The sequence below is a fragment of the Mesorhizobium sp. M7A.F.Ca.CA.002.09.1.1 genome (assembly GCF_003998555.1).
Classification (GTDB): Bacteria; Pseudomonadota; Alphaproteobacteria; order Rhizobiales; family Rhizobiaceae; genus Mesorhizobium; species Mesorhizobium ciceri.
Map to the genome: position 1 here is coordinate 1 of NZ_RZRR01000484.1, position 4,226 is coordinate 4,226.

At 64.0% G+C, this 4,226-nt stretch carries 6 protein-coding genes; 4 read left to right on the forward strand and 2 right to left on the reverse strand.

What is annotated here, in order from left to right; translation table 11 throughout:
* From EN994_RS20235 to EN994_RS20250, 4 genes are all read left to right on the forward strand, one after another.
* Positions 1–191, forward strand: a 191-nt coding sequence (locus EN994_RS20235; RefSeq protein WP_206530428.1) for an arginase family protein, incomplete at its 5' end; no start/stop codon positions are given.
* A gap of 82 nt (positions 192–273) precedes the next feature.
* Entirely contained in the window at positions 274–1,080 is an 807-nt protein-coding gene (locus EN994_RS20240) for a transporter substrate-binding domain-containing protein (RefSeq protein WP_013528437.1), read from the forward strand.
* Between the two features lie 6 nt (positions 1,081–1,086).
* On the forward strand, positions 1,087–1,743 hold the full coding sequence (locus EN994_RS20245; RefSeq protein ID WP_024502057.1) for an amino acid ABC transporter permease: 657 nt from the start codon (positions 1,087–1,089) through the stop codon (positions 1,741–1,743).
* Positions 1,740–2,387, forward strand: a complete 648-nt coding sequence (locus EN994_RS20250) for an amino acid ABC transporter permease (protein ID WP_024502056.1) — start codon at positions 1,740–1,742, stop codon at positions 2,385–2,387. The genes EN994_RS20245 and EN994_RS20250 overlap by 4 nt, the downstream gene beginning before the upstream one ends.
* A gap of 22 nt (positions 2,388–2,409) precedes the next feature.
* On the opposite strand, the gene EN994_RS20255 is transcribed toward EN994_RS20250, so the two are convergent.
* The gene (locus EN994_RS20255) at positions 2,410–3,225 is read right to left on the reverse strand and encodes an oxidoreductase (RefSeq protein WP_063170427.1); all 816 of its coding nucleotides are present in this window, start codon (positions 3,223–3,225) and stop codon (positions 2,410–2,412) included.
* 95 nt (positions 3,226–3,320) lie between these two features.
* On the reverse strand, positions 3,321–4,226 hold a 906-nt coding region (locus tag EN994_RS20260; protein ID WP_127307754.1), incomplete at its 5' end, for a beta-ketoacyl-ACP synthase.

A 4,226-nucleotide genomic window follows, 5' to 3' on the forward strand; every position in this document is an offset into this window, starting at 1 on the left:
GTCTGACGACGCGCGAAGTGCTCGAACTGCTGCGCGGCCTCAAAGGTCTTAACATCGTCGGCGGCGACGTCGTCGAGGTGGCGCCGCAATACGACTCGACCACCAACACGGCGCATGCCGCCGCACAGGTGCTGTTCGAGATACTGAGCCTGATGGTGTTCAGCCCGGCGATAACAGGCAAGGGCGCCTGACGTCTAGAAAAGCAAAGGCAGCCGCCGCGCTGGAGCCGGCGGCCGACCCGAACAAACAAAGCTTCCAGACAGGGGAATGACAATGACAATCCGTAAGACATTTGCCTCCATCGCCGCCGTGCTGATGCTCGGCACGGCCGGTTTCGGCCTCGCAGTTCAGGCCGCTAGCGCCGATGCGCTGGCGGACATCACCAAGGCCGGCACCATCAATGTCGGCGTCTTCGCCGACTTTCCGCCCTTCTCCTCGGCCAGCGCCGACATGAGCCTCAAGGGCTATGACATGGATGTCGCGCAATACATCGCCGATACGCTCAAGGTGAAGCTCAATCCCATCGCCGTCACCGGCCAGAACCGCATCCCGTATCTGAACGATCATCGCGTCGACCTGCTGATGAGCGTCGGCTATTCGAAGGAACGCGAGCAGGTCATCGACTTCGCCGCTGCCTACGCGCCCTACTACATCGCCGTGATCGGTCCGGCAGCGCTTGCCGTCAAAGGCAAGGAAGACCTCGCCGACAAGTCGATCGCCGTCAATCGCGGCACGCTGGAAGACACCTCGCTCACCGAGGCAGCACCGGCATCGGCCGACATCAAGCGCTTCGACAACTACAATTCGGTGATCCAGGCCTTCATCTCCGGCCAGACGCAGCTGATGGTCGTCGGCAACGATGTCGGCGCGCAGGTGCTGGCCAAGCAGGACGCACTGAAGCCGGAGCAGAAGTTCCAGCTTCTGACCTCGCCCTCGCATATCGGCCTCAACAAGAACGAAGACGGCCTGAAGAAGGCCGTGAACGATGCGGTCGCCAAGATGCTGGCCGACGGCAAGCTGGACGAAAGCTCGAAAGCCTGGCTGAAGACGCCGCTCAATCCCGACAATCTCAAGGATTGAGTTTCCGTGGCCTTTGGCTGGCTCCCGGGTGCCCTGGGCGACATCGCGCATGGCGCGGCCACGACGATCCTGCTGATCGCCGTGACCACGCTGGCCGGAACGCTGCTCAGCATCCTGGGTGCCGCGGGGCGGCGAAACGGCCCGGTGCTGCTCAAGCGGGCAATCGCCTGCTATGTCGAGGTGATGCGCAACACGCCGTTCCTGGTGCAGTTGTTCTTCATCTTCTTTGGGCTGCCCAGCCTGGGCGTCCGGCTCGACCCGCTCCTGGCCGCCATGCTGGCGATGACGCTCAACATGGCGGCCTACACCATCGAGATCGTCGGCGCCGGGCTTGACGCCGTGCCCGGCGGGCAGACGGAAGCAGCGCTGGCCCTTGGGCTGCGGCCACGCCAGGTGTTCGTCAAGATCGTGCTGCCGCAGGCGCTCAAGATCATCTACCCCGCGCTCACCAGCCAGATCGTCATCATGATGCTGGAGTCCGCCGTCGTGTCGCAGATCGCCGTGCGTGAGCTGACCTACGAGGCCGACATGCTGCAGGCACGCACCTTCCGCTCCTTCGAGACCTATTTCGTCGTGACGCTGGTCTATCTCGCTCTGTCGATGGCCTTGCGCCGGCTGCTGGTGTCAGGCGGGCGCCGCGCGCTCGGAGCCGGTGTGTCATGATCGAGTTCACCTTCTGGGACATCGTGCGCAACCTACTGCTCGCCGCCCGCTGGACGGTGCTGCTATCGCTGGCCGCCTTTATCGGCGGCGGCATCGTCGGCATGATCGTGCTGTTCTTCAGGATCGCTGAGAACAAATGGAGCCGGCGTGTCGCCTCCGGCTACATCGCCCTGTTCCAGGGGACGCCGCTCTTGATGCAGCTGTTCCTGATGTTCTTCGGCCTGCCGATGCTTGGTCTGCGCATCGAACCCTGGACGGCGGCGGCGCTCGGCCTCACCTTCTTCGCCAGCGCCTATCTCGCCGAAATCTGGCGCTCCGGCGTCGCGGCGCTACCCCTCGGTCAATGGGACGCCGGTGCCAGCCTCGGCCTGCACTATCTGCAGGAACTCAGGCTGATCATCCTGCCGCAGGCGTTTTCGATCACCCGCGCACCCACCGTCGGCTTCCTGGTGCAGCTGATCAAATCGACGGCGCTCACCTCGATCATCGGCTTCGAGGAGCTGGTGCGGACCTCCAACGCCATCAACAATGCGACCTTCGAACCGTTCAAGGTATACGGGCTGGTGGCGCTGATCTTCTTCGTCATGTGCTTTCCGCTGACGCAATACGCCCGCAGGCTCGAGAAACAGGCGGCTGCTCGCTGACGCGCCAAGGCAGCGCCCGATTTCAGACCGGCAACCCAAGCTGCTTGCGCAGGCTCTTGTCGAATTCGGATGCGGGGACGAAACGGCGCAGGAAACTGACCTGGCGCGCCATTTTTCCCGCCGCATAGCGTTTCTTCGGCGCGGGATCGGTCGCTGCTGCCAAAATGGTCTTGGCGACCACTTCGGGCGCATCGCCTTTTTCCATCGATTTCCGCACTGACATAGTCATCCCGGCGCGCGCGGAGTCGTAGATTTCGAGCGACCGGTCGGGGGCGGCAAGATTGTCCTCGAATGATGTGCGGGTATAGGCGGGCTCCACCAGCGAAACGCGAATGCCGAAGGGGCGCAATTCGTGATCGAGCGACTCGGAATACCCTTCGATGGCGTGTTTGGTCGACGAGTAAAGCGCGAAATAGGGAGCGGGGATGAACCCCTGTACCGAGCTCAAATTTACGATTCTGCCCTTCCCTTGGCGCCGCATTGCCGGCAGCACCGCGTTGGTCACGCGCAAGACGCCGAAGACGTTCACGTCGAACAGCGCCTTGGCCTGGGCGGTCGAGGACTCCTCCGCGCCGCCAAACAGCCCCATGCCGGCATTGTTGACAAGCACGTCGATGCGTCCGGCCGCGGCCAGAACGTCATCGACCATTGTCGCGACGGACGCGTCGTCGGTCACGTCGCAGGTCAGCATGGTCACGCCGGCGGATTGCTGTGAGGCCGTGCGACGGCTGGTTCCGAAGACGCGAAAGCCAGCGCCGAGCAAGGCGTCGGCGGTAGCGCGCCCGATGCCGGAAGATGCCCCTGTGACAAGGGCGACGCCGGGACTGGTCTTGTTCATGGAAATCATATCCTTCTTTGCGTTGGATCGGATTGGGAAAAGCATTGAGATAGGCCGGGGCAAAGGGCGTCGGTCATGACTGCGTCTGGCCACCGCTAGTTCCAGCGTCTGAACAGGGCGCTGGCATTCACGCCGCCAAAGCCGAAGCCATTGGAGATCGCGTACTCCATCTCCATGGGCCGGGGTGCGTTGGCGACGAAGTCGATTCCGTCGCCGGCCGGATCGGCCTCGCCCAGGTTGAGGGTTGGCGGGGCGACCTGATCCCTGAGCGCCAGGATTGCGAAGATCGCACCAAGCCCGCCGGCCGCTCCGAGCAGGTGTCCGGTCGCCGATTTCGTGGCACTGACAGCTATCGCGAAATCGCGCCCGAACACGCTCTTGATCGCTTCGATCTCACCCAGGTCGCCGACTGACGTGGAGGTCGCATGCGCATTGAGATGACGAACGTCGCGTGGCGAAATCCCTGCCTGGGCAATCGCGATCTGCATGGCCCGGCGCGCGCCGTCGCCGTCCTCTGGCCCGGAGGTGACGTGATGGGCATTCGCCGTCGTGCCGTAGCCGACGAGCTCAGCAATCGGTTTTGCGCCGCGCGCCAACGCGTGGCTCAACGCCTCGATGACCAGCACGCCGGCCCCTTCGCCCATGACGAAGCCGTCGCGCGATGTGTCGAAAGGGCGCGAGGCTTGGGCCGGCGCCCAATTGAAGCCGGTTGAAAGAGAACGAGCGGCGGCGAAACCGCCGAGACTGACGGTGTTGATGCACGCTTCCGTTCCGCCGCACACGGCGATGTCGGCTTCGTTGGCGCGGATCAGGCGGGCGGCGTCGCCGATCGCCTGGATGCCTGCCGCGCACGCCGTCACCGGTGCGCCGAGTGGACCTTTGAAGCCATGACGGATCGAGATGTGGCCCGCCGCGAGGTTCACCAGGAAGGACGGCACCGTAAAGGGAGACAGGCGGCGGGCGCCACGCAGGTCCACCGTGCGCACCGCCTCGGTGATGGC

Coding starts and splice junctions, on each gene's coding strand:
- EN994_RS20240 (WP_013528437.1), top strand. CDS start 274: ATGACAATCCGTAAGACATTTGCCTCCATCGCCGCCGTGCTGATGCTC.
- EN994_RS20250 (WP_024502056.1), top strand. CDS start 1,740: ATGATCGAGTTCACCTTCTGGGACATCGTGCGCAACCTACTGCTCGCC.
- EN994_RS20255 (WP_063170427.1), bottom strand. CDS start 3,225: ATGAACAAGACCAGTCCCGGCGTCGCCCTTGTCACAGGGGCATCTTCC.